Raw genomic sequence first — 22,394 nt, forward strand, 5'->3', positions numbered from 1 at the left:
CTTTACCCCGCTAAAGACAGGGTCAAACCCTCAACTCTTCCAGAATAGTCCGCTGGTAAACATCATACATAGGCGAGCTTTTCATCGGCTGCACCGCCCAATGAAAACGCATGCCTTGACCAATCATGATCGCGCTGCGGATTTCATTCATTGGCTCAAACACGTGGTTTGATTTCTGAAATTCCATTTGCCTGTTGCGCAGCGGAGCCGCGCCGTAAATGTCTCGAAATTCGTGGATCAGCATCGCCTCGAAATCGGAATAAACTTTCGAGGCGTTCCGCGCGCGAGGGAAACAATAGCCGATGAGAAACTCATACTCGCCTTGCAAATCCGCGAGTTCCATCAGCCAGTTTTTGTGCTGAGTGATACGTTGTTCAAAGTTTCCTTCGCCGATATAGACCGTGGGAGAAACGCCTAGCGGGTACTGGATGGCGAACAGACCGTTGAGCCTGATCACATAGACGCATCGTTCAAGGTCTTGCTGTTTAACCCCTCTGCGTTGCAATTCCGGCCAGACATCAGTTCCCCACGTCTGACCACAATTCCAATGCAGCCAATCCCATTCAATTTTTACATTTGCCACTTCTGACTCCTTGTCAGGGCTGCCTGGATAATCGTGCCATCGCATCGGCCAGTGTTGCGTCGGCACTTGCGGACTCACTTGCGATGCCTGCAAGAGCGGCTTGCGCGACACGCAATTCGTCGCGGCTTTGCTGAGCCTTCATGACCCGTCCAACACAATGCAGCGTGTCCTGATAACCCTGCTCGATCCAGGTGGGGATCTTGTCGACATCAAAACCGAGCAAGTCCTGAGCGCCGCTCATGAGGCCCGTAGCTCGGTTAAGGCTTTGTTGGGGACGAATTTCCAAAATGGTTGCATCCGGAAATCGTTGACGGCTCCATGGTGATCCATCACTCAAGTGAGTGACGATTACCAGATTGCATCCAGCTTCCAGCAATGGGGTGATTGGCGTATTACCCTGCATCGTCTGCCAGCCACCTTGGCCGCCGTCCGAGTAACGTTTTTCACCGTGTTTGCGGGAGGCGAACAATAGCGGGATCGCAGCAGAAGCCAGCAACACCTGTTTGCGCCGGTCTTCCTCGAGCGACTGTATATGCACGAATTCCGAATCCGGTGTATTGCTCAGCCCCAGCTCAGCCATGAATGCTGACGCCAAGTCCTGCAGACCGCCGTTGCTGCGATACAACGAGACATAGAGTGGGATCCCTGTCGCTAGCTGCTTGCTGTCGAGAAACTCATCCATCAGTTGCTTCAACGGTTGGTCGTCCAGCAAGCCTTCGTCGAGCCCATCAAGCCAGCTCGGCAACTCGAACTCAAAGGCGCCCGCTATTTTCTTCACGGCGTGAACAAGCCCGAGCACAGCCCCTGCCCCCTGAATCCGCAGGCCCGCCGCAGCCAACAGCGCCAGATATCCAGGCGCCTTCATGCTCAACGGGGAGTCATTGGCCAATCTTTCCCAGACAGCCTCAAGGCGCTCGATAGCAACATCCAGCGATGGAGAAGAAGCCAGAACGCCGCCGTTGAGAGCGCCAATGCTGGCGCCTGAAACTGCATCAATGCGGGTGCCGAGTTCGCGCAAGGCTCTGAGCACACCGACCTGATAGGCCCCTTTGGCCCCACCACCGGAAAGTACCAACCCGACTTTCAAGGGAGCAGTCATCATGAAGCCTCCAGAAACAGCTCACTGATCATGGCTTCTGTCACCCTTGGCGCTGCAATGATCCTTGGCAAATGCACAGGCAACTCTTCCGGGGTCTGCGAGGCCGCAAATGCGAAAGGTGTAAAATATGGGTCCGTCCAGTCCCCCAGATAGCGAATAGCATCTTCGCCGTCAGCAGAAACAACACTTCCAACAGGACAAGCCAGCCACCGGTCGCGAGTCGCTATACGCTCGCCCTGACTAATTCCTGCATCCTTGTTCATCTGAATGATTGCCTGATTGGCCAGACGCTCAAGCTGTTTCTGTCGTTCGTGCCCGGACACTGTCTGGCAATAGTCGCCAAACGCCCCCCACCGCAGTTCTTCAAGTGCTGCATAGCAGCGCCCGGACAGCGTGAACATATTGAACCGCCCTGCTCCCCACTTGCCGAAGACATCGTCCAGATGCAGGTGTGCCTGCTGTAACCGGTCAATCCTTGCGACATTGCGATCCAGCTCATCACAACGCTCGTCCAGACGTTGCGAAAGCGAATTAATAGCCTGGCGGCTCTCTATCGAAAAATCGACGAGGGTGGCGACATCATGTTTGAGGGCGTTGACCCGGGTGTTGACTTGAACAATCGCATGATTGCTTTTGGCCAACGACTCGCTCAAATCCTTCAACCAGTTCAACGCACCTTCCACGCCATCAGTAAGGCTTGCGTTGATCTCAGCCTGATTGCGATCACCCTGACCGGTAAAGCCGTCGAAAAGGCGAGTGAAAAACCCATCCCGCTTGGCCATGTAACGTTGGCGTTCCCGCGCGACATCAATGCCGTTGGCAAAATCCACCACGAATTTTTCGGGCAGACACGTCAGTGTCTGGCAGATATCCGAGCCGGGTGAAATCGGGGTCTGCTCACTCATGCCGCCACCTCAACGCCCGCGGAAGGGATGTCACGTTTGAGCGCATCACTGTCCTTTTGAATACCAGGCACATGGCGTTTGAAGCCTGCCAGCAGTTCACCCAGTCTTTGCTGCTGCCCTTGATCGGACTGTTTGTCGCGAATACTTTGATTCAGGTCGCTGCGGATGGACTCGACGGTGAGCCTGAGTTCATCAAAGAAGTTGTCAACACTGGCCTCCAGTGGCTTGGCGATGGTCTCGACCGTGGCACTCGCCAAACCAGCGAACACATCGGCGACAGACTTTTCGATAGAGGCCTTCACCTTATTCACGTCGATTTCAAAATATTCCTCTCTCGACGAATAGGTTTCCCAACCCCAGTCATCTGTCTCGAAGAAGCTGCAAATGCCCCCCCACAACCCACCGGCTCGACGCCGCCGACGCACACTGCGCTGCTTGTTTTCGATGACCTCACCCAACACTTCTCCACTGGAAGGTCGCATTGAAAGCGCTGGCATGGGTGGTAGTTTGATTGCAATGGAAAAGCCGCTGCGGTTCAATCGCTGGTTGAGTTGGCTGATAATCTCACTGGCCTGAGTTGAAATGCCTTGCTCGAACAAAACATGAAAATCTCGCAAAATGAGCTCAGTCTCTGCGACTAAACGCCTTTCATTGAGCGTGATTATCTCCCGGACTCCATTCTCGATACCCTGCGTAATCTCTTGAGCTTTTTCCCGATTGCTGAGTTTGATGACAGGCGTGTCTTCATTAAACTCATAGCCGTAAGTCGTACGTCGTCTCTCCAGCCTCCGTTGGCTACCCGCACCCGTCAGCATCGAGAGCAGTCCGGTCAGAGACTCTCTTTTGCGCTCCTGAGGTTGTTGCTCTTCGGTTTCCTTGCCCGCTTTGAATCCCTCTTGAATCTGAGCGCTGATGGCGGCACGAATTTCAGAAAAGACCTTATTCATTTTTCCATCAATAGCTTGCAAGGCGCGTTCGGCATCCTTTCGCGTCTTGGCTTCCAGACCGGTGATACGGTCGATGTCATTGCGCAAAGAATTGATCTGCTCGCTCAATTCTTCTACGCCCTTTCCCAGCGCAGCATCTCGAACAGAGAGAAAGTTGTTCAATCTGGCCGCGATGTCAGCGAGCTTGGCGGCAGCAGAAGCCACGGCAAGTGTCGCAGCGCCGGCGTGGGCTTTACGAATGATCTGATCCAGAGGAGCCGCGAACAACGAGGCATTCCAGAGTGCGTTGGCCGCTGTTTTCACGGCCTCCGGATTTGTCACCATGCTCGTCCAAAGCATGCCGAACGCTGCTTTACCGAAGTCCTCCACCCAGGCGTTCTGCTCGCCGACAATCGTCGGCAAGCAGCCATTGAGTGCCAACTCGCGTCGTGCACGGTTGGCAAGATCGCCGAATTTTGACGATACGGGGAATACCTGAGAATGCTGTAGTCGACCCTCCATCAATGAATCAGCAACAAAGCGTTTGGTCTGCGCCTCATCATCACTGTTGCGATCTTTCTCATCGAACTTGTTGACGAGCGCAAACATCCGCCCTTGAGCTACATCTGCGATTCGCTCCAGTTCCTGGCGCACATGCTGGTCAGCATCTGACTTGAGTTGAGTGAAGTCCAGAACGGCTAAAACAGCCGAGGCGTTTTTCAGTTGCTCGCCCAGCATTTTGCGAAGATGCTGCTGGCCGGCTTCATTCGGGCCGGGCGTGTCGAGCAAGGTCAAACGGCCCAAACCTTCTGGCATTGCGGCCAAATGGGAAAACTCGACTTCAATAGCGGGGATTTCGTGAATTTCGTCATAGCTATCAAATGGGAAGTCCACGCCCAACTCGAGCGCTACGCGCACTAGATCATTCAAGCTTCTGAGAAACCAAAAAATGGCCTCAGGACCCTGATAGCAGTTGTCAAACCGCTGATTCTCGTCAATTAGCCGCAGCAGGGACTGCATATCCTTGTCGTCAATCAGTTCGTAGGGCAATTGCTGCCCGGCGGGGTCACGCAGCAACTCATGCAACTCAGCTACGACACTGTTGATCGGGCCGATGTTTTCCAGACGCAAAACAGGTTCGATCTGGCCGGGGGTATGACGAATGAGCGTCGGTAGAGCGGTCATCGGACGATTTCGATTTGGCAGCACCTCAGTGCCGACAATGGCGTTAATCGTCGTCGATTTACCTGCCTTCATCGTGCCGACAACGGCCAGCACCATTTCCAGGCGCTGAAGCTTGTCTGCTTCGCCCCGGAGCATTTGCAGATCTTTCTGGATGCTGGCCTGGGTAAACGTCTGGTGCTCATGACTGTGCTCATCGACCACTACGCCGTCTGCATCCTTCATTCGTTGCAACAGATCGATTTCCACTTCAAGCAAACGCAGGGATTCTTCGCGCAGCAGTTCGATATTTTGCTCGTACATCTGATCTCCTTGAAAATTAGCGGCCCGGATTGCGGTCCTTGAATCTGCCAATGCTTTACTCACAACAGCTGTCACTGCATCAAATAACGAAGGGATCATGACCAACGCCTCAGAAACTTGAAAACTCACGGCGTGCTATCAGCGAACGTCATACCCCAACATAAACAACGAACGCTCCAACATGCTTAATGTCACCGTGTAACTCTGCGCGTCGAGAACTTTGCCCGTAGTCCACAGCAAGCGGCTGCTCATCCGCACAAGCTCAGCCCACTCCCTGTTGCGTGCAGGAATGTCGCTGGAGGTGGTATAGAGGTTTGTGAAAATGAAGAGGTCTTGCGAAGGATTTCTCGTTTCATCCTTCTGGTTCGCGGTCTTGGTATTCGGGCCCCAGCGAAATGCCAAATCCGTAGGAACCGTGCGCTCAGCATTTGCCAAAAGCCAAGTGCGCGCCAACAACCCCAATGCCGCACCCACACGACCGTCATAAATAATCAAGCTGTCCGGCGCCGCTGCGGCATAGATCTTGGTCATCGCTGAATTCATCAACAGTGTTTTTCCGTTGAAATCGTCCAGCGGGTCTGCACATGCGCGGTCAAGCAACTTAACGGCCCTGCGGATTGAACGGCACAAGGTCTTGGCTGCCGCCTGCAACTCGACCCACTGCAAAGAAGCATCGTCAGCCTTTCGAGCAACGCCACCCCAGGCAAAGATCGCCTTGCACGCGACCAACGCCGCGGCTTCATCATTGTTCTCCAGACTCTTGCGCAGCTCAGCTGCAATACTCGCAAAATCATGCGGGGCAGCCTTTTCACGCCAGCAATAGTGCTGGTTCGCTTGGCTTAAGCTCTGGCACCACCAATCGCTGGCGCCATGCCGAGCTCTCCAGTCTTTCCAGGAATGGTGCCTACTGACCTTGTAGCGATGCGAAAACGAACCTGCTGCACCTGTCCATAAACCGCTCAGATACTGAGCAAAATCAAATTGCCTGGCAGTGAGCAAACCCTTCCCGACTCGTCGTACCGGGTTCGAAAATGAAAGATCATTGGCTGCGAGAGGCGTCACGAGCCAGACAGCATTAGGCGTCGATGTGCGAATATCGACCACGCCGAGTGCTTGCAGAATTGGCAGTACGTAATTGATGTTTCGCGGGCCGTACGCCCCGCTCAACGTGACTCTACTGGCACGACAGAGCGGGCCGGATAGCGCCGGGTCATTGTTTGACTTGATCAGGCACGGACTTTCAATCCCATGGCTGTGTTGGTGAAGGTAATTCAGCGCCGCTTCGAACGCCGATCTGAGCAGGACGTGGCGCTTGGAGGCGACCAATACGATCACCCGGTCATCGGCGAAACCTTCAACGATGTATTCACTGCGTTGGGACGGAGTCCGAAGTCGACTCAGCTCTCCCATGCGCGACCAGGCACGAGAAATCGTTTGCACCACCCTCTGCGTCATGCTGATTCCTTTCGATCTCAAAGCTGCTCGCGACTGACTGAAACTGGCTGGCCGATCCATCTCCAAGATCGCCAATATGATGTCGAAAAGGCGCACGAAGGTGCTCCCTTTCCCATGATTCCACTTCAGTCTGCTTTGGCAGCGGCGTCCGATTATGCACAGGAAGACATCGAAATGCCATCACGCCAGACACCGACCAAAGTTCTATCGACGCGGCCGAAACCCAATCAGAAACGGCCCTGATTGGCTTACCGTACGAGTTTCAACGGGTGCGCCAAAAGATGCAGTGGCGCAAGGGTTAATGGCACAGTAACCAACGCTTTGACGAATACTCACTTTCAACTCACCGGCACCGCAAACACCGCACTGGCCCGCGCAACCGTTCGCTCCCCAACATGCAAACTAACAGCAGCAAACGCCAGTTGACGTCCCTTTTTCGAATGCTCCAAACGCACTTCCAGCCACTCATTCATTTTTACCGCGCCGAGATAATCCAGAGTCATGCTCGCGGTGATCAATGGCTGCGGAGGGTCGCTGGAAAACGCCATGGCATAACCCATCCCGACATCGGCCAATGTCGCCAATACACCACCATGCAAGGTGCCACGGCCATTGGCATGGCGTGAGTCAGTCAACAATCCCAGTTCCAATTGCAGCCCACTGCCTCGCGCGTAGATCGGGCCCAGCAAATCAAGCAACGGACTGCTGCGGGTAAACGGGGTGAAACCTTCGGGAATTGGCGTGGCGTTCATGATCCCTCCTGGTGCCGGTGACTCACCGGCTTCATTGACCTTGACAGGAGGGTTTATTGGCAACCGCGCAATGGAGCAAGAACTATACGTATGCGGAATCTGCAGTGATCAACTGTCAAAGCAGACCGACCGATCATCCCGTGGATGCCAAATCTGCACGCTCCATCATTCGGACACTGGCAAACGTCGATTCGTCGCGCGCTTGGTCGAGCGTCGTCAGCGGTTTGGTCACTGACCGTGGCGATGCCGATTTACGGCTCATTTCAGAACCTGATCGCTCGTCGCTCGGCGGTACGCCAAAGTGCTCGCGATAGCATTTGGAGAAATGCGGTGTGGAAACGAAACCGCAGACATACGCCAGCTCAACGATCGACAAGGAGGTTTGCTTGAGCAGCTGTCGCGCGCGAATAAGCCGCAACCTCAAGTAGTAGCGCGACGGCGTGCATTGCAGGTACTTCTGAAACAACCGCTCCAACTGCCGCCGTGACAGATCCACGTATTCGGCCAGGTTGTCCAGGTCTATCGGCTCTTCAAGATTGGCTTCCATCAACGCAACGACTTCTTGCAGCTTGGGCTGGTGCGTGCCGACCACATGCTTGAGCGGCACGCGCTGATGATCCTGCTCGTTGCGGATGCGCTCGTAGACGAACATCTCGGAGACGGCGGTGGCCAGTTCACGACCATGATCGCGCGCAATCAGGTGCAGCATCATGTCCAGCGGCGCGGTGCCGCCGGAGCTGGTGAAGCGGTTGCGGTCGAGGGTAAACAGGCTGGTGCTGACATTGACGCGCGGAAACGCCTCCTGCATGGCCGCCAGAAATTCCCAGTGCACGCTGCACTCATAGCCGTCGAGCAACCCGGCCTTGGCCAGCGCCCAACTGCCGGTGCAGACCCCGCCCAAGCGTTTCGATTGCCGCGCCAGGGCTTGCAGCCAGGTCGTGTGCTCGCGGGTAATTGCGCTCTGGATGCCGACACCACCGCAGACGATGACCGTGTCCGCCACGGAGGGATTACTCCACGAGCCATCCGGGGTGATCGGCACGCCGTCACTGGCCCAGACCGCCGCGCCATTGGCGCTGAAGGTGTGCCAGCGATACAGCGTTCGCCCGGTCAGTTGATTGGCCATGCGCAATGGCTCGACGGCGGACGCCAGCGACATGAGGGTGAATTTGTCTAACAGCAGAAACCCGACGGATTGCGTCGCACCGTCGGCCACGGCGGAGATCGATGACATCATGTCCTCATAAGAATCGGTCTGAGACGCAGGCGTCTGTCATTCCCTTCGGCCTTCGCGAAGGGAGTATCAGGTTCGGCGCAACCGCCTACCCCACCGACGTAACCCTCGCCGCCGGCGCAGGATGCCGCGACGTCACCAGGCCGATAAAGGAAATCGCCAGCGCCAGGCCAATAGTTGTGGTGACTTCGGTGCGATGTTCAGGAGTGATCATCATCACCGCCAGCGCTGCGCAGATGAACACAATCACCAGCCACGTCAGCCACGGAAACAGCCACATGCGAAAAGTCAGCTCGACGTTGCGCTGGCGCAGTATCCGCCGCATGCGCAACTGCGACACCGCGATCGCGAGGTATACCAGCAAGGCAATCGCCCCGGAGCTGGCCAGCAGGAATTGAAACAGCCCGGCAGGCATGAAATAGCTCCACACGGTGATTGACGCACCGATCACGGTGCTGGCGATGACCGCTGCGCGCGGTACACCTTCCGAGGATGTCGCCTTGAGCATCTTCGGCGCATCGCCACGCCGGCCCAGCGAGTACAACATGCGCGAGGCAATGTAGATCGAGGAGTTCATGCAACTGGCCACGGCAATCAGCACGACGACGTCGACCATGAACTTGGCGTGAGGAATGTTCATGATTTCCAGGGCGCGCTGATAAGAGCCGACCGAAGCGAGCAACGGATCATTCCACGGCACCACGGAGATGACGACGAAGATCGACAGCAGGTAAAACACGCCAATACGCCAGATCACCGAGCGCGTGGCCTTGGCAATGTTGCGCGACGGATCATTCGATTCGGCTGCGGCGATGGTCACCGCTTCGGTTCCGATGAAGCTGAACATGATGGTGATGAACGCGCCGACCACCGCTGACAAGCCGTTGGGCGCAAACCCGCCGTGCTCGGCCATCAATCCGCTCAAGCCGCTGACTTCCCTGTCGGGAATCCAGCCCATCAACACGGCGAAACCAACGCCGATAAAACCGATGATCGCCACGACCTTGGCCATGGCGAACCAGAATTCGAATTCACCGTACTTGGACACGCTGAACAGGTTGGTCACCACCAGCGCAATGATCGAGCCCAACGCGAACAGCCAGGCATCAACCTGCGGAAACCATTGGTTAAGCACATGCCCGGCCGCCAGCGCTTCGATAGGAATGACCAGAACCCAGAACCACCAGTACAACCAGCCAATGGTGAACCCCGCCCAGCGCCCGATGGCCTGGTCGGCATAGGTCGAGAACGAGCCGGTGTCCGGATTGGCCACCGCCATCTCGCCGAGCATGCGCATGACCAGCACGACGAGCAAACCGGAGAACAGATAAGCCAACAGAACCGCCGGCCCCGCCGCCGCAATGGCATGTCCTGAACCTACGAACAATCCGGCGCCGATAATCCCGGCGATGGACAGCATGGTGACGTGACGAGGCTTGAAGCCCTGCGCCAATTGGCTACTCGAATCCGTTGAGTTCGGGCTGATCATTGGTTTTTTTGTTCTCTGCTGATCGACATTTAAGCGAGTTGACTCCGGCAAACGAGCACGATCGTTGCCTGCTGAACTTCCCGAAAGAAGCCCGTTCAACCGCCGCAGTTCTTATTAACCCCATGATCTGGATGGGGTTATTTTGACGTGAAGACGCGTCACCTTACCGGGATTGTCCGACAATCCAGTAGCCTGATTGCGCCATGGTTGTGTTTGATATCGACATGCGGAGACCGGATGGTCGATATAGATATCCATCAGTCAGCGAGCAGTCTTTGAATAGCTTTCGGGTTCGTTGAGCCTGCTGGTCTGATAGCATCCTTGCTAGCCGAACCCACTCTGCGAGTCAGTTACTACGACAATGGCCATTCTCTACCCTCCTCGATCCTTGCTTGCCAAAGAGCGGCTCGACTATTGGAGCGAGGTAGTGTGCGCCACCTACGGCCTGACCACCCAGCGCACGCTGTCCGACACGCCATTCGATGGTCGCCTCAGCGCTAACACGCTAGGCGATATTCTGCTGACGCACATCTCATCGGCGCCCATCGAATACGAAAGCAGACAGACAGATTCAGGCGTTGAGCAGTTTTTTCTTTGCCTCACCCTCAGCACAGAAGCCGAACTGGAACAACGCGGGCGACGATCGGTACAGGCTCGCGGCGATATCGTGCTGTTCAACAGTGCCGAACCCTACCGGTGCCGTTTCCCCAAGGGAGACGATCAGATCGTCATTGCGATCCCCCGCGAACGATTGATCCAGCACTTGCCCAGACCCGAAGCCCTGGTCAGTCGCACGCTCGACAGCCATTCGGCACTGGCAAGACTGGCCGGCAACATGATGGTTGAAGTGCTCGATACCGGCCCTCAGCAAACCCGTGCCGGCGAACGCTTGAGTGGCGCGTTGCTGGAAGTGCTGGCCACAGCTTTCGAAGGCGCGTTCGACCTCGCGGATCTTGGCCACTCGAGCCGTCATGACGCGCAACTGATGAAAGCCAAAGACTTCTTGCTGGCCAACCTTGAGGACACCGGGCTGGACCTCGCGGCCATCGCACAAGCCATTCATGTCTCCCCGCGCGCACTCAGCCGCCTGTTCGCCATGGAGGGCACAACGGCCACTCGCTGGCTGTGGCAGCAACGTCTTCAGGCTTGCCGGACGGCGCTGATGAAAGGCCCGTCTCGCAGCGTCAGCGAAGTCGCACTCTGCTTTGGTTTCACCAACATGGCGCACTTCAGCCGCGCCTTCAAAAGCGCTTTTGGCGTTTCACCCAGCGTCTTTTCGAAACAGCAATGACCGCTTGGCCAGTCAGGCGAAGTGTCTGGCCAGTTCAGCAAAGCGCACGATAGCGGTCATCGTCACCATGACACGGCTTAAGCGCGTCTCGAATCGCGCCAGGCCACCGGCACCGTACTTTTTCGCCTCTGAGCCGCCTGCTCGCCCCCATCAGGAATCTCGGCATGACCCCTTCGAACGATAAAACCCTGCGCCTGCTTTTCCCCCAATGGCAGGGTGGCAACAACCCGCCTTATCATTTCGGCGCGCAACTGTTGGCCTGGCTGGCACCCGATCCGCACGGGCCGGTGGCTGAGGTGCCGGTCGCAATGCCAAGTGACGAGCCATTACCGATGGAGAGCGGGATCCGCGGGCGTAGCGCGTTGTTGCAACAACTGCACAGTGCGCGGGCGATTATCGATGAGCATGCACCGGATCGGATGGTCATTCTCGGCGGTGATTGTCTGGTGGATCTCGCACCGTTCGCCTACCTCAACGAGCGCTATGCCGGCGACCTTGCCGTGCTCTGGGTCGATGCACACCCCGACGTGTTAACGCCTGCGGACTTCGCCAATGCCCACGCCATGGTGCTGGGCAATCTGCTGGGCGAAGGTGATGCGGACTTTGCTGCTGCAGTCAAATGTCCGCTGAAACCGGCAAACGTGATGTATGCCGGTTTGATGGAAACAATGCCTGTGGAAACCGCTCTGATTGAACGCCTGGGACTGCAACATGCCAGCCCCGCGCAATTGGCCCACAGCAGCGAACCGGTGCTGAAATGGTTCCGTTCTACCGGTGCGAAACACCTGGCCATTCACTTGGATCTGGATGTACTGGATCCGAACGGTTTCCGCTCGCTGCTGTTCGCCAATCCAGAAGCGCCACCGGGAACGTTTGACGGCGTCGCCCAAGGCAAGATGTCCATCGCCCATGTGGTGCGGCTGCTGGCAGACATTGCCAGCATTGCTGACGTTGTTGGCATCGGCATCGCCGAACACCTGCCGTGGGATGCACTGGCGTTGAAAAACATGTTGGCGCGTCTTCCGCTGCTCGCTACTGTCTGAGCCACACACCGGTGATAGCGTTTGGTGCCGCGCCTCAAACGCCACCTCGGGCCTGACGGACATAGAAAAGCCCTGGCACCCGATGAACCTGTAGCGCTGCAACTTCGCCCGGTTTTCATCGGGCCAAGTTGTTTTCACCGTTTACCGGTTCATTTCGGGACAACGGCTACCTTTCCTCCTTTACATGGAACGACGGTCGCTCCGTGTTCTCTACCGCTGAACCTACAGCGGAGGGATTGACCATGATTGCCCCTGAAACCGGTATGAAAGCGGGTGAGCGTTACAGCATTGAAAGCGTCGAGCGCGCGCCGCAGTTTTCTGGCTTTTTCCTCGACGGCAAGTATTACCTGGGCCCCGAGTTGCAGACGGCCGTGGGCTGGCTCGAAGGGCAGAACTTCTTCTATGACCAACTCGATCCCAATGGCGAACCGGTTTATCCAGACAGAATCGTTGGCACGATCACCGCGCGGACACTGGAACTGTCAGATGGCCTGCGTCTGAGCATCGAGGAAATGCCGTTTCAGGCAGAAGCCGTTTCACCATTGCGTACGTTTGACGAAGCGACCGTTGCAACCCGACCACTGGCGATATCGCAGCGGCATACAGCATCAGGCTTGCGCCAGCCGATGCAACCTTCGGCACTGCTGGTTGCAGGCGCCGCACTGCTGGTCGGGCTGTGCCTTTTGGCGATCAATCGTTCTGGCCGTCGAGTCAAATAGGCTCTGCACGATCTGGGCGGTGACCGCTTTTCGTCACGGCCCACGATCAAAGGCTGATCACAGCGCTTGCCTCGCGCATGAAGATTTCCACGGTTTTCGGACCGATGCCGTCGAACTCCGCCAGCCGTTTCTCAAACGCCTGGCGATCAGCGCTGGCCTCGACCATATGGCTGACCTTGCCCGCGTATTCGTCGTTCAACCGGCGTGCCAAGGCGTGCAGCCGTACGGCGGTGGTCTCGTCGTAACGCACGTAGTGCGCCTCACCGAGCATCGCGACCAGTTCACGATGGCTACACGCGGCCAGTTTGCGCGGTGTATCGCGCCCGTGTTTATCAGCGATCACCCGATAGGCTTCGGCGGCGATTTCGGCCTGTATCCGCTTGCCCATCAGGAAACTGGCGAGCAGCCATTTGAACAGTGCAGCGTCATCGTTGTGTTTGAGCTGAATGTTCAAATCCTCGGCACTGATCGTCTTGTTCACCGGGTACCTCCGGGGTTGAAATCGAGGGAATTTTTCCTGTTCTGTCTGCTTGGCAAAGTCTTGATCTTTAGGCCTCCGCCGGTTCCAACCGTTCAAAGCAAAACAATTGTCAGCAGCCTGAAACAAACCCCGAAAATCCTTTGAATTTTTTTCGACGGCAAAACTCATTTGCGTATGAGCGTAAGGAGGAACGCATGAGCAACGTCGACATCTTCGTCATCGAATACAAACTTCACGGCCAGCCAAAATCATTCGTCATCCGCGCAAAAACCATGCGCAATGTTGACGCATGGCATTGGGCGAGTTGCGATGCCGGCATCGCGCCGATTCCCAAACCCGGCAAGCCACCGTTGAAAGTCATCTCTAAACCCCAGGCCGAGCGGTATGGCATCACCGAGGTCAAATGGCGCGAAACGGCAACGGTGGACTGGATGGAGGCTTAGTCATGCTCAAACAGATCGGCAATACGTTGATCCGCCGTGACCATCGAGCCAGCTGCCATTGCGGCGCCGTCATTCTCGAAATCCACCTGCCCGACGGCCTGCCGGCGCCGCATCGCTGCGACTGCTCCTTCTGCAAACGCCGTGGCGCAGTCGTTGCGGCAGTGCCGGCGGCGGACCTGAAAGTGATCCGTGGCCAGTCTGCGCTGTTGAAGTACAGCTTTGGCCAGCAAGTGGCCGAGCACTTTTTCTGCGGTAACTGCGGCATCTACACCCATCATCGACGCAGTACCAATCCGCATGAATTCGGCTTCAATGTCGGCTGCCTTGAGGGGATCAATCCTTATGATCTGGGTGAAGTGCCGGTGGCGGATGGCGGGGCTTGGCAGTCGCCGTGAGGGCGAATGAGCACTGGCGAGCGCATCAAGGCTCGCCAGCGGCTCAATGAGCAAGATCAGCTTTTCCGAAAGAAACCTGCCTTACGGCACTTTCAGATCAAGCAACTCACCGCCCTCCTTGCTCAGACGCTCCAGATACGCACCGGCCTCGAGCAACTGATAAGGGAAGTAAAGACCTGCCGTAGTGGGCGCTCGACCATCGAGGCCGAGCAGTCGCTCCAGCAGCATCGCGATACTCAACCCCGTGAGCGCGGCGGCGCCCGCCGGATGCACGAGGGCATGCCGAGTGTGCAACGGTCGCCCCTGGCGATCCTCGCCAACCATTTCGATAAGGATCTCAGTCGACATCGGCCGCCCCGCGCGTCGCGAAGAACTGACCCCGCTGGCGAGATTGAACTGCACATTCGGCGCATCGATGGCGGCCGCCAGCCCAGTGACGTCGATGGACGAGAAACCGCTGGCTTGCATCGGCGTACCGTCCAGCGCGCGGAAGCTGACGTTCTTGTCCTCCCCTTCGCGCCAGATGTACTCCCCGTCGCGCCGAGTCAGGGCGGCCGGCAGCATCTTGTTCAGGTGTTCGAAATCCTTGGCCACGGTCGGCCCGCCACCGTCCTCTTCGTCGACCAGCGCATCAATACGGATATCGCGCACTCGGGCAAACGCTTCGGCAAGGTGCAATGTCGCCACGGTCGTCGCGCCCACCATCCATTCGTAACCCAGCACGATAGGCGCCGCGTCAGGGCGATGGATGAAACTGGCGATTTGCGGCGCAATCTCGAACACGCCGGAAGAAATGCTCAGGTGCGGCACCTTGCGCTGCTGCGCAAAACGTAGCCCGGCAAGAGAATGATCCATGTAGAAAACCGCCACGGCGCTGACCGGGCGATCGCCCAACCCCAAGTCTTCGGCAGCAGGATCAATGACCACGCCCTGCGCCCCGCCCATTTCCTCTGCCGCTTGTTGAGCCTTGGCCAGGTCACGGCCGCCGATCAGTAAAGGGACCTCGGGGTGAGCGGCGCGTATGGCTTTGGCAGAATGGTGGCCGATGGCGCCGGAACCGCCCAGAAACAAAATCGGATGAACTGACATGGGTATCCTTCCTCGTCTTTTTGGGTTGCAACCTAGTGTTGATGCGCTCCCCGACGTGAGGGTTCCAAGCCTTTGCGTGAACTGCAGGGTGGACCGACGAATGTCATTTTGAACGGCGTGTTGATGATGCGTGTTTAGGAGTTTTTCGTGGCTGTTTAAAAGACACGTCGCGTTACCTGCTTAAGGCTACAACGTCTTGCGCCGTTGCCTACGACTACGCCAGAATCCGCCGGCTTGTGCGTCTGGGGCGCGGGTTTTATCGTTCCTGGGTCACTGAAAAACAGTGATGGGGTTTGGTAGCCCGCTTCCATATGACGCATAACGTCACCGTGCGCAGATGCTTTTTCAGCATTTGTTTTATGGTGGCCATGCGCAGGGCGTCTTCGGGCGCGCCGGATTTTCCATATGGGCCGGTCTACCAACCTTCGTATGGCCACCATCTTTCGTTTGGTAGCGAGGGTGATGGCTCCTTAAGTCCCATATGGAGCTTCATCTATGTTCAAACCAACGCCGAATCCACCAGAAACCGATCCAGTCTCACCCTACAAATTCCCGGATTCCCGAACACTCAACGACGCAGCAGAACGAGCACTCGATTACTACCTCACCCCGACTCAACGCATCATGGGCAGCGACAAAAAACACGCGCCCATGTTTCTGGCCAATTCCGACTACGACAGCGAGTCCTTGCTGGTTAACGCCAGCGAATCCCTCGGCTCAGCCACCGAAATGCTCTGCAACTTCGCCGCCCTCCTTGACCCAGGCCACCGCAAAACTGCGCTGGGGATTGCGCAAGTGGTGATGCTGGGGGAATTGGCGGTGAATCGAGCGCTGGATAATGTTGTGCCGGTGGATTGATAGGTAATCCCTTTGTGGCTGTGGTGTGGCTGCTGTCACAAAGGGCTCAAGATTGCATCGGGTGTCTGCTTTCGGCCAGAAGCGCCCGGTCTGCCTGATAAATAAATCTGTCCCCATTCCACACGGCAATGAGTTCCCCTTCCTTGAACCATGAAGGCAATGTGATAGCATGGGTTCGCCCCCCGGAGAGGGGGAATTTTTCTACATCCCGCAAGGAATATGCCCCTGTGAAAGACTTCGTCATCAGCGTCAACAACACCGTCCTCTATCTGTCCCTGGCGTTCATCTGGCTGGTCGCTATCGTCGCGATTTTCACCAGCGGGTTCCTCCCGGCGCTGGGTATCTTCGTGGCCGGCACCCTGTGCTGGTGCATCATTTCCGGCTTCTGGTTCGTCCAGTCGGCGACCTACGAAGAACTGCGCAAGCTGAACGCAAACAAAGGCTGAAACGTCAGGGTGGAGCAGTAAGTGCCCCGCCCTACCCCTGAGCGCTTGGTTCCGTGCCGAGCGCTCTCGCCCACTGCGAATGACTCGCATAAATCCCGCATTCTCCGAAATCCTGAAATTCCCGCAATTCCCTAGCCCCGAGCGCAGAGAAAAACCTGTAATCCACCCACAAACCATCGTAATTTACCCGCCATAACTACAAGGTCGTTTGGGGATACACGTGGGAGCCTACCGTCTGCTATTGGCCGTTATGGTCGCCGTTTCGCATCTGGGCAAGATGTTCATGGGGTTCAACCCGGGTGTGGTTGCTGTGATTTCCTTCCTGCTCATCAGCGGTTTCGTCATGACTTCTCTGATCGAGCGCAACTACAAGGCGCCCGAAAAGGTCGGTCTGTTCTACCTGGACCGGGCCTTGCGCCTTTATCCGCAGTTCCTGTTCTACTTCGTCGTTTCTTGTGCGGTGATCTACTTCCTGCTGCCCGGTACGCCGCAAGCGGCCGAATTAACCGTCAAAAACATCGCCGCGAGCCTGGCCATCGTGCCCCTCGGGTTCTATATGTTTGGTGCATCCGGAATCTGGATTTTGCCACCGGCGTGGTCGCTCGGCCTTGAGATGTGCTTCTACCTGGTGATCCCGTTCCTGCTCATCTACCGAGCACGCGGTGTGGCTTTCGCCTTGTCCGTCGCGGTCTTCATCCCCGCGTGTCTTGGACTCATCAACACCGACTTTTACGGCTACCGTTTGTTGCCGGGTGTCCTGTTCATCTTCCTGTGCGGCAGCTATCTCTACAAACCACAGGCGAAGGGTTTAGCGATTGCTGGTGGTACCGCTGTGGCGGCGGCGTTAATCTTTGTAGCGATCATGGCGGGATGGATCGAACGCCGACCGTTCAACGCCGAAGTGGCCGCAGGCATTGCCGTGGGCATCCCCGTAGTGTTCTTGCTGACGAAGCTCAAGTTTCACCGGATTGACGAGTTCCTGGGCAACATCAGCTACGGCGTATTCCTCAATCACTTCGTGGTGTTCTACTTCCTGCACGGTCTCTCGCCGATTACTTCATTCGACTGGCACAAGATTGCAACGGTGTTGGTGCTGTCGTTCTTGCTGAGTGGTGTTTCGTATTACTGCGTCGAACGGCCGGCGTTGAAGCTTCGGCATGCGCTGCGAGCCGGATCGAAAGATCGAGTGAGGGACGTTCGGGGCGGTGAAACAGCAGTGTGAGGGCAACTGGAAGCGGATCACGCTCTCTAACCATTGCCCACTCCTTAGATAGCTTTTGGACTCGCGATGCATGTATGACATCAAAAACTTAGTTACGCTAGAACGTGAACTGCAGGAAACTGTGCGAAGCCATTTCGTAGACTTCTTTTCGGCTCATGACTACAAAAAAGACCACAAATCAGTTACTTCAAAATCTGTTAGTTCCAGCATCGATGTTGAGGCAACGTACTACGGAACAGGACTGTATGTGATCATGTCTGATTATCAGTCCGAGCAAAACAGATGCAACTTAACCATCGATGGTCTAAAGGCAATTTATAGAGGCCACTCTTACACTGTCAAAAATCGCCTTAAAAGTCATCTATTCAACCGTAACTATCGAGAAAATCTTCCTGAGAGAGGCGTTCGATACGACGTCTGCATGAAGCTCGATGAAAATAATGGAATCAATATCGATGACTTACCATATAGTAAATTTCGCTGGAAAGTTTTGATTCTCAAGATGAAAGGCAGTTCAAAGATGATACGCGAACAAGCGGAACTAGCCTTTGATGAAGTTTTTGGCCGCCCCCTTGGCTCGAAAGAACGAGAGTAAGTAAAAATGTCTAATTAATAAAAATATACCCTAGCCGGTTTGAATACTGTTCTGCACCTTGACAAAGCCCGAAAAAATCGGCACTTGACGCACATAAGTCGTCAGCCCCCAAGGGAAGCTAAATTGAATGAACATTGATGAAATCAAGAAAGACCTGAATTACGGACTGGGTGCAAAACTACGCAGCTTTTTTATATCTACAGAAGGCACGACCACACCAGTCGAAGAAGCAAGACTTGATGATAAAACATTAAAATATTTTATTGATATCCTGTCATCCGACAGCATTACCATTGAGATTAAATTTTACCTGAACGCAGACCAGATACTTTTGGACATCCCTTTAACGGAACGTTTCATCACAACTTTCGCAAAAAAGTTGACTGCAACAAACCGACGCCACGAAACACACCTAGGAGTAAAGGTCCACCATATCGTTCGGGACCTAATATACAGCGAAGCACCCATTCCGCACTTTTTGACACTGCATGCATACGTTCATAGCCTGAGCGATGAGGAACTTGGGGTTCTAGAAAACCTTCCTAGCCACGCAATTGACCTTGGAAGCTTTGAAAAAAAGGGCCAAGTTATTGGAGCTGCACTGTATCTGGAAGCCATGGCAACCAAAGCCAGCACAGAAAGTTTAAAAGAGTACAAACCGAAAAAATCTTGGGAAAAAAGGCTAAGTAGAAAACCAATAACAAAAAATGCACCTGAGATTAATTTTTTCGACCACATACAGCATCTGCAGGAAAACAAAATTCTTTCCAAAGATATCTGCCACGCGCTTCACAAGCTACGCCAGGCAAGGAACGCTGCTGCTCATAACTTCGATATTCATACAAAAGAAAACAGTGAAGCCTCCTACGATTACATTGAAGTAACGCAGGCAGACCAACATTTCATAAGCGCAGTTTCAGACTTTGTAGCGACTTGCAAAAGCTTATACGGACCTGTACCTAAAACCTTCAGAGATATATTCAAGAGATACACAGAGTTATTAGCTGGCGACATAAACAAATTCGCTAAAACCTCGCCAGTATTCACCTTGGAACCACACTACCCCAAGGAGCTGTCAGATATTTTTGGCTAATTACATTTCCACCCTAATTTCGCCCATTCTTGAGAGCCTCGCAATCTGATCTGCACTCGAGACTCTTCAGCGCCGGCCTTTAGAGTTCGTGTTGCCTGTGGCGTGCAGATACCCGCAAGAGTTAACCTCTTGGGGGGTAACAAATATGTTTATTAACGACGTACCTCGCGCACAGATCGCTGATCCGGTTTATACAATCCCCGAATGCTCCCATCGACCGAGCAGCAGCGAACTGCATAGCCAAGTTTCAAGACCTTATAAATCATTGTCTCTTCATCAACCTCCTCCCCTACCTCCAATGTATTTCCGGCAGTTCCCCCTTTTGATATGCGAAAGGCAACGACGCCGGTATCCCTGCGCTTCATTTTCACCGGGAACAATTCAATACCGTTGTTGAGCACAAAACTGAAAGCGCGAGAAAAACGATCCTGATCCACTGACATAGACGAACTTCCTTAAAGACTGGTTAGGGAAACTGTAGTTGATCTACGTTTTCTCGCAGAGTGCCAGCGCGTCCAGGTTAACGCGCAAGTCCGGCGATCACCGAATATGGCCATTCGCGCCAAGCACCTTCTGAGGCTATGATCGCAGCAATTCCAGCATCTCCCGAACCCACACCATGTCCACCCCAAAAACCCGCCCAACCCCAGCCCCGCTGCTCAACCCCGGCGAATCCGTGGTCCTGTTCGACGGCGTCTGCAAACTCTGCAACGGCTGGGCGCGCTTCTTGATTCGTCACGATCATCAGCGTCGCGTACGTTTGGCAGCGGTTCAATCGCCGGAGGGCCAAGCGTTGCTGGCGTGGGCCGGCCTGCCCATAGATCAGTTCGACACCATGGCCGTAATCCGCGACCGCCACTACTGGGAACGCTCCGACGCTTTTCTCGAAGTCATCAGCCAATTACCCGCCCGCTGGCAGCCATTACGACTGCTGCGCATCTTCCCGCGAGGCTTGCGCGACTGGGCCTACGACCGTATCGCGCTGAACCGCTATCGCCTGTTCGGCAAGTACGACGCTTGCCTGTTGCCAACTCCAGATCATGAACAGCGCTTTCTCAAAGCAACTGTACCTACGCCAGAAAACTGAACAACTGCAGCGGTGTCATCTTCGTCACCATCATCAGCACGATGACAAACATCCCGCCAAAACCGAGCACGCCCATCCATAACCATTGGCGGTACACGCCTTGGTATTGCTCATCCAGGTCGGCCCCCGTCTCGCTCGCACTCGACGCCATTACGTACAAGCGCTTCTGCAGAAGCAACACCGGCAGCCACAGCGAGCCGACGCAGAAGAAGATAATCAGCGAGGTCAGCACCCAGTCGGTACTCATCGACAAACCCGAAAGTCGCATCAACAGATACCCCGTGATGATTTGCACGAACCCGGCCGGTGTGGTGATCCACGTGTCGAAGCGCACGACCATGCGCGCGACGTGCGCTATGACCTGCGGGTTGGCGGTGCGGCTGGCGGCGATCAGGTAGAGGTAGGAACCCATGCCGAAGCCGAACAGGAAAATCGCGGCGATGATGTGCAAGTACTTCAGGCACAGATAGAGCATGTCAGCGCTGCCCGTCGGAGAAGTGCACGGCCAGGCTCAGGTTGGCCGGGTCGTTGATCGCGGCCATGTATTCGGCGACGCTGATTTCGCCCACGCAAGGCCGGGCACCGGAGGACGGCACGTAGCCTTGCGCCATTTTCGTGGCCAGTGCCACGGCAGCGCAGCTGGGAATCTCGGGGCCTTTGTCATTCAGGGCGGTGAGTTGCGCGGTCATCGACAACGGTTTGCCGTCGACGCCAAGGCCCTGCACGTCGATGTACATTGCACTTTTGCCATCGCCGAAACGCTCGAACCGCGTGCCCAGGCGATGCAATCTTGCAGCCCACAAAGCATGGTCGCGCACCAGCCCGATTTTCAGCGCCTGAGCCAGCAGACCGTTGGCGATGCCGCCGAGTTTGAGACCGGCGCCCGCCTTGAAGCTCAAGGTCTGCGCACCATAACGATTGGCAAAAATATCCATGTCGGGAACATCAACGTTGGCCAGCAATCGGGTGCCCATCTGCGGCATTTTGCGCAAGCTCAGGTCCAGCCAGCCGGAGACTTCGTGGACCTTGCCGCTTTTCAGTTGTTTGATCGGTTTGCCGGCGTAAGCGAGCACGCCTTCGATGGTCGACAGCCCCGGCATTTTCGCCGAGGAGGAAATGCCATGCTCGATCGAGTCAATGCGCGAAAAGCGCAGGCGCTGCTCATCGATGATGGCTGACGACAACGTCGGCACCGAGCTGCAACCACTGAGGATCGCCACACCCGCCTGCTTCGCCCGCGCATCAAGCACGTCGATGCCGTTGACGAACGTGCGGCAGTCCGCCAGGTCGCAATAGTTCACGCCGGCATCGATGCAACTCTGCGCAACGGCATAGGATTGCCCTTGAAACGGCCCGCCGGTGTGTACGACCAACTGAATGTTCAGCGCACGCAAAGCGGCTTCGAACTCCGCACCCATGGCATCACCGCACCAGCCTTCGCAGACGATGCCCGATTGACTGTTCAGTTCATCGACTTTGCGCTGCAATTTTTGCGGATCACGGCCGGAGAGTACCAAGCCGATCTCCGGCATCAGCGCCAGGTGCCGGCAGACGATACTGCCGAAATTTCCGTAACCACCGACCACCATCACCCTGAACGGCATGCAATTCTTCCCTAAGTCAGTCCATCAAACAGGCGTGAAGGATATAGGGCCGAGCGTCAGCAAGCCATCCAATGTAGGGTTTGCGGCGTGTACAAAAGCC

Annotated in this window: 24 protein-coding genes; 11 read left to right on the forward strand and 13 right to left on the reverse strand. The window is 55.7% G+C overall.

Translation table 11 applies throughout. The features are described from left to right. Positions 1 to 22: 22 nt before the first annotated feature. The 8 genes from AC3IUF_RS16915 to gabP all read right to left on the reverse strand — a co-directional run bounded on the left by AC3IUF_RS16915 (position 23) and on the right by gabP (position 9,928). Entirely contained in the window at positions 23 to 583 is a 561-nt protein-coding gene (locus AC3IUF_RS16915) for a hypothetical protein (protein WP_007916191.1), read from the reverse strand. Between the two features lie 13 nt (positions 584 to 596). Next, a complete protein-coding gene (locus AC3IUF_RS16920) occupies positions 597 to 1,682 on the reverse strand; it encodes a patatin-like phospholipase family protein (RefSeq protein WP_238539563.1) in 1,086 nt (361 codons plus the stop codon). Beyond that, complete coding sequence (locus AC3IUF_RS16925; RefSeq protein WP_489278705.1) at positions 1,682 to 2,587, reverse strand: diguanylate cyclase regulator RdcB family protein; 906 nt, start codon at positions 2,585 to 2,587, stop codon at positions 1,682 to 1,684. The genes AC3IUF_RS16920 and AC3IUF_RS16925 overlap by 1 nt, the downstream gene beginning before the upstream one ends. Further along, positions 2,584 to 4,998, reverse strand: coding sequence for a dynamin family protein (locus AC3IUF_RS16930; RefSeq protein WP_489278707.1), 2,415 nt, complete (start codon positions 4,996 to 4,998; stop codon positions 2,584 to 2,586). Before AC3IUF_RS16930 ends, AC3IUF_RS16925 begins: the two co-directional genes overlap by 4 nt. 138 nt (positions 4,999 to 5,136) lie before the next feature. After that, a complete protein-coding gene (locus AC3IUF_RS16935) occupies positions 5,137 to 6,549 on the reverse strand; it encodes a hypothetical protein (protein ID WP_176472281.1) in 1,413 nt (470 codons plus the stop codon). A gap of 242 nt (positions 6,550 to 6,791) precedes the next feature. Beyond that, positions 6,792 to 7,205: a PaaI family thioesterase gene (locus AC3IUF_RS16940; protein WP_095111948.1), complete on the reverse strand. Its 414-nt coding sequence runs from the start codon at positions 7,203 to 7,205 to the stop codon at positions 6,792 to 6,794. A 133-nt stretch (positions 7,206 to 7,338) separates the two neighbouring features. Beyond that, entirely contained in the window at positions 7,339 to 8,439 is a 1,101-nt protein-coding gene (gene gbdR, locus AC3IUF_RS16945; RefSeq protein ID WP_489278709.1) for a choline metabolism transcriptional regulator GbdR, read from the reverse strand. Positions 8,440 to 8,527: 88 nt separating this feature from the next. Next, positions 8,528 to 9,928, reverse strand: coding sequence for a GABA permease (gene gabP, locus AC3IUF_RS16950; protein WP_489278711.1), 1,401 nt, complete (start codon positions 9,926 to 9,928; stop codon positions 8,528 to 8,530). Positions 9,929 to 10,355: 427 nt separating this feature from the next. Between gabP and AC3IUF_RS16955 the strand changes: the two genes are divergently transcribed. The 3 genes from AC3IUF_RS16955 to AC3IUF_RS16965 all read left to right on the forward strand — a co-directional run bounded on the left by AC3IUF_RS16955 (position 10,356) and on the right by AC3IUF_RS16965 (position 12,981). After that, a complete protein-coding gene (locus AC3IUF_RS16955; protein ID WP_463543208.1) occupies positions 10,356 to 11,219 on the forward strand; it encodes a helix-turn-helix domain-containing protein in 864 nt (287 codons plus the stop codon). Between the two features lie 164 nt (positions 11,220 to 11,383). Beyond that, a complete protein-coding gene (locus AC3IUF_RS16960; RefSeq protein WP_489278712.1) occupies positions 11,384 to 12,262 on the forward strand; it encodes an arginase family protein in 879 nt (292 codons plus the stop codon). 242 nt (positions 12,263 to 12,504) lie between these two features. After that, entirely contained in the window at positions 12,505 to 12,981 is a 477-nt protein-coding gene (locus AC3IUF_RS16965; RefSeq protein ID WP_489278713.1) for a short chain dehydrogenase, read from the forward strand. A gap of 46 nt (positions 12,982 to 13,027) precedes the next feature. Here the strand turns inward: AC3IUF_RS16965 and AC3IUF_RS16970 are convergent, their stop codons facing one another. After that, positions 13,028 to 13,462 carry an HhH-GDP family DNA glycosylase gene (locus tag AC3IUF_RS16970; RefSeq protein ID WP_447785794.1) on the reverse strand — a complete coding sequence of 145 codons (435 nt, stop codon included), beginning with the start codon at positions 13,460 to 13,462 and terminating at the stop codon, positions 13,028 to 13,030. Positions 13,463 to 13,656: 194 nt separating this feature from the next. On the opposite strand from AC3IUF_RS16970, the gene AC3IUF_RS16975 reads away from it, so the two are divergent. Together AC3IUF_RS16975 and AC3IUF_RS16980 are read left to right on the forward strand one after the other, a co-directional pair. Further along, the gene (locus tag AC3IUF_RS16975; RefSeq protein ID WP_007916153.1) at positions 13,657 to 13,905 is read left to right on the forward strand and encodes a DUF6555 family protein; all 249 of its coding nucleotides are present in this window, start codon (positions 13,657 to 13,659) and stop codon (positions 13,903 to 13,905) included. A 2-nt stretch (positions 13,906 to 13,907) separates the two neighbouring features. Further along, positions 13,908 to 14,300 carry a GFA family protein gene (locus AC3IUF_RS16980; protein WP_007916151.1) on the forward strand — a complete coding sequence of 131 codons (393 nt, stop codon included), beginning with the start codon at positions 13,908 to 13,910 and terminating at the stop codon, positions 14,298 to 14,300. Between the two features lie 81 nt (positions 14,301 to 14,381). On the opposite strand, the gene AC3IUF_RS16985 is transcribed toward AC3IUF_RS16980, so the two are convergent. Then, positions 14,382 to 15,389 (reverse strand): NAD(P)-dependent oxidoreductase, encoded by a 1,008-nt coding sequence (locus tag AC3IUF_RS16985; RefSeq protein WP_414915993.1) that lies wholly within the window; start codon positions 15,387 to 15,389, stop codon positions 14,382 to 14,384. A 495-nt stretch (positions 15,390 to 15,884) separates the two neighbouring features. On the opposite strand from AC3IUF_RS16985, the gene AC3IUF_RS16990 reads away from it, so the two are divergent. The 5 genes from AC3IUF_RS16990 (at position 15,885) to AC3IUF_RS17010 (ending at position 19,603) form a co-directional block, all read left to right on the forward strand. Then, positions 15,885 to 16,247 (forward strand): DUF6124 family protein, encoded by a 363-nt coding sequence (locus tag AC3IUF_RS16990; RefSeq protein ID WP_007916147.1) that lies wholly within the window; start codon positions 15,885 to 15,887, stop codon positions 16,245 to 16,247. A 227-nt stretch (positions 16,248 to 16,474) separates the two neighbouring features. Further along, positions 16,475 to 16,693 (forward strand): hypothetical protein, encoded by a 219-nt coding sequence (locus AC3IUF_RS16995; RefSeq protein ID WP_007916145.1) that lies wholly within the window; start codon positions 16,475 to 16,477, stop codon positions 16,691 to 16,693. 220 nt (positions 16,694 to 16,913) lie between these two features. Beyond that, on the forward strand, positions 16,914 to 17,915 hold the full coding sequence (locus tag AC3IUF_RS17000) for an acyltransferase family protein (RefSeq protein ID WP_463543213.1): 1,002 nt from the start codon (positions 16,914 to 16,916) through the stop codon (positions 17,913 to 17,915). Positions 17,916 to 17,985: 70 nt separating this feature from the next. Continuing rightward, positions 17,986 to 18,510 (forward strand): hypothetical protein, encoded by a 525-nt coding sequence (locus AC3IUF_RS17005; RefSeq protein ID WP_463543214.1) that lies wholly within the window; start codon positions 17,986 to 17,988, stop codon positions 18,508 to 18,510. 127 nt (positions 18,511 to 18,637) lie between these two features. Then, positions 18,638 to 19,603, forward strand: a complete 966-nt coding sequence (locus AC3IUF_RS17010; protein WP_463543215.1) for a DUF4145 domain-containing protein — start codon at positions 18,638 to 18,640, stop codon at positions 19,601 to 19,603. A gap of 152 nt (positions 19,604 to 19,755) precedes the next feature. Here AC3IUF_RS17010 and AC3IUF_RS17015 read toward each other — a convergent pair whose 3' ends face one another. Beyond that, complete coding sequence (locus AC3IUF_RS17015) at positions 19,756 to 20,046, reverse strand: hypothetical protein (RefSeq protein ID WP_463543216.1); 291 nt, start codon at positions 20,044 to 20,046, stop codon at positions 19,756 to 19,758. A gap of 176 nt (positions 20,047 to 20,222) precedes the next feature. Here AC3IUF_RS17015 and AC3IUF_RS17020 point away from each other — a divergent pair, with 176 nt between their 5' ends. Next, the gene (locus AC3IUF_RS17020; protein WP_463543217.1) at positions 20,223 to 20,690 is read left to right on the forward strand and encodes a thiol-disulfide oxidoreductase DCC family protein; all 468 of its coding nucleotides are present in this window, start codon (positions 20,223 to 20,225) and stop codon (positions 20,688 to 20,690) included. On the opposite strand, the gene AC3IUF_RS17025 is transcribed toward AC3IUF_RS17020, so the two are convergent. Continuing rightward, the gene (locus AC3IUF_RS17025) at positions 20,674 to 21,165 is read right to left on the reverse strand and encodes a DUF2269 family protein (protein WP_489278717.1); all 492 of its coding nucleotides are present in this window, start codon (positions 21,163 to 21,165) and stop codon (positions 20,674 to 20,676) included. The genes AC3IUF_RS17020 and AC3IUF_RS17025 overlap by 17 nt on opposite strands. Position 21,166: 1 nt before the next feature. Continuing rightward, entirely contained in the window at positions 21,167 to 22,294 is a 1,128-nt protein-coding gene (locus tag AC3IUF_RS17030; RefSeq protein WP_489278719.1) for a saccharopine dehydrogenase family protein, read from the reverse strand. Positions 22,295 to 22,394: the final 100 nt, after the last annotated feature.

Source organism: Pseudomonas sp. KH_040 (assembly GCF_057839305.1).

Coding starts and splice junctions, on each gene's coding strand:
- AC3IUF_RS16920 (WP_238539563.1), bottom strand. CDS start 1,682: ATGACTGCTCCCTTGAAAGTCGGGTTGGTACTTTCCGGTGGTGGGGCC.
- AC3IUF_RS16925 (WP_489278705.1), bottom strand. CDS start 2,587: ATGAGTGAGCAGACCCCGATTTCACCCGGCTCGGATATCTGCCAGACA.
- AC3IUF_RS16930 (WP_489278707.1), bottom strand. CDS start 4,998: ATGTACGAGCAAAATATCGAACTGCTGCGCGAAGAATCCCTGCGTTTG.
- AC3IUF_RS16940 (WP_095111948.1), bottom strand. CDS start 7,205: ATGAACGCCACGCCAATTCCCGAAGGTTTCACCCCGTTTACCCGCAGC.
- gbdR (WP_489278709.1), bottom strand. CDS start 8,439: ATGTCATCGATCTCCGCCGTGGCCGACGGTGCGACGCAATCCGTCGGG.
- gabP (WP_489278711.1), bottom strand. CDS start 9,928: ATGATCAGCCCGAACTCAACGGATTCGAGTAGCCAATTGGCGCAGGGC.
- AC3IUF_RS16960 (WP_489278712.1), top strand. CDS start 11,384: ATGACCCCTTCGAACGATAAAACCCTGCGCCTGCTTTTCCCCCAATGG.
- AC3IUF_RS16965 (WP_489278713.1), top strand. CDS start 12,505: ATGATTGCCCCTGAAACCGGTATGAAAGCGGGTGAGCGTTACAGCATT.
- AC3IUF_RS16975 (WP_007916153.1), top strand. CDS start 13,657: ATGAGCAACGTCGACATCTTCGTCATCGAATACAAACTTCACGGCCAG.
- AC3IUF_RS16980 (WP_007916151.1), top strand. CDS start 13,908: ATGCTCAAACAGATCGGCAATACGTTGATCCGCCGTGACCATCGAGCC.
- AC3IUF_RS16985 (WP_414915993.1), bottom strand. CDS start 15,389: ATGTCAGTTCATCCGATTTTGTTTCTGGGCGGTTCCGGCGCCATCGGC.
- AC3IUF_RS16990 (WP_007916147.1), top strand. CDS start 15,885: ATGTTCAAACCAACGCCGAATCCACCAGAAACCGATCCAGTCTCACCC.
- AC3IUF_RS17005 (WP_463543214.1), top strand. CDS start 17,986: ATGTATGACATCAAAAACTTAGTTACGCTAGAACGTGAACTGCAGGAA.
- AC3IUF_RS17010 (WP_463543215.1), top strand. CDS start 18,638: ATGAACATTGATGAAATCAAGAAAGACCTGAATTACGGACTGGGTGCA.
- AC3IUF_RS17015 (WP_463543216.1), bottom strand. CDS start 20,046: ATGTCAGTGGATCAGGATCGTTTTTCTCGCGCTTTCAGTTTTGTGCTC.
- AC3IUF_RS17020 (WP_463543217.1), top strand. CDS start 20,223: ATGTCCACCCCAAAAACCCGCCCAACCCCAGCCCCGCTGCTCAACCCC.
- AC3IUF_RS17025 (WP_489278717.1), bottom strand. CDS start 21,165: ATGCTCTATCTGTGCCTGAAGTACTTGCACATCATCGCCGCGATTTTC.
- AC3IUF_RS17030 (WP_489278719.1), bottom strand. CDS start 22,294: ATGCCGTTCAGGGTGATGGTGGTCGGTGGTTACGGAAATTTCGGCAGT.